The organism is Pseudomonas sp. FSL R10-2189, assembly GCF_009600325.1.
GTDB lineage: Bacteria > Pseudomonadota > Gammaproteobacteria > Pseudomonadales > Pseudomonadaceae > Aquipseudomonas > Aquipseudomonas helleri.
On the sequence record NZ_WIVZ01000104.1, the window covers coordinates 1 to 1,038 of the forward strand.

At 62.3% G+C, this 1,038-nt stretch carries 3 protein-coding genes; all 3 read right to left on the reverse strand.

Annotated elements, in window-relative coordinates:
- A partial coding sequence (locus GHO32_RS26060; protein WP_256678636.1) for a DUF3391 domain-containing protein occupies positions 1–224 on the reverse strand: 224 nt, incomplete at its 3' end.
- A gap of 156 nt (positions 225–380) precedes the next feature.
- Complete coding sequence (locus tag GHO32_RS26065) at positions 381–761, reverse strand: hypothetical protein (RefSeq protein ID WP_001054412.1); 381 nt, start codon at positions 759–761, stop codon at positions 381–383.
- On the reverse strand, positions 758–1,038 hold a 281-nt coding region (locus GHO32_RS26070; protein WP_153443110.1), incomplete at its 5' end, for a hypothetical protein. The genes GHO32_RS26065 and GHO32_RS26070, both read right to left, overlap by 4 nt.

Below are 1,038 nucleotides of genomic sequence, written 5' to 3' on the forward strand. Positions count from 1 at the left end.
CTCTGGGCTCTGGGCTCTGGGCTCTGGGCTCTGGGCTCTGGGCTCTCTGGGCTCTCTGGGCTCTCTGGGCTCTCTGGGTCGACTTGGCTTTTGGCCAAGTCGACCCAGACCTCCCCGACGCCACATTCTCGAATGGCAGAGAGATCCTGAGGCTCGGTCAGCAGGAAGCTGCCGCGCCAGAATGGGTGTCGAACCCAAGAGCCGGCGAGCTTGTGGATGTACATGCCGAGACGAAGCTCGGATACGGGAATGCGTTTTACCAACTTATTTTCCTTTCTGAGTTGGGTGGTTAGGCGTGCGCCGAGGCTGGCACCCAGCGGTAGAGCGGAGGTAAGGTCACGCCAAGATTCTTGGATCAGCCGGAACCGCCGAAATTTCCGTCAGCCGATCAACATGGCTTTGTCTCGCGCTCGGTCGATGCGTTCCTGCATCGCCTGCATGACTTCTTCGTGGGTGTACGACTTGGCGTTGGGGTCGTCGGCCTCTCGGAGAGCTTCCTCGACCTCGCGGGTCATCCGCGCATATTCTTCCGGCCACAGCGCTTGCTCCATGCGCAGCGACGCCTGCCCAAGCAGGTGCAGCAGGCCGAACAGCCGCATGTCATTGGTGGCGACGACGTGCTCTCGAATCCGCTCCTGGATCACCTCGCAGGCCCGATGCGCCTCTGGCGTCGCCGTGCCCTCGTAGCCGGCTGGGAGTTCTGCTTCTTCAGCGATTCGCGCCCAAGCGATAGCCAGCGCCTCGATGGTGGACAGGTTCATTTGCTCATCCACTTGCGCAGCAGACGCTTTTTCAGGGAGGCGCGCTCTTGCGGATTGCGTCCCTTGTGGTTGGCAATGCGATCCGCCGTGGCGGCCTGGCGCTTGATGGGCCAGTAGGAGCGGCCATCCTTACCCATCGACCAGACGTTGCTGACCTGGTTTTCCAGTAGAGGCAGATGGGCGCATAGAGCTTCCGGCGACGCGCTGGCCAGCGCGGTGCGCTCGTGGGTTCGCCAGCGCTGATGCCAGAGTTTCTTGTCCTCGCGCTCGCTACGGC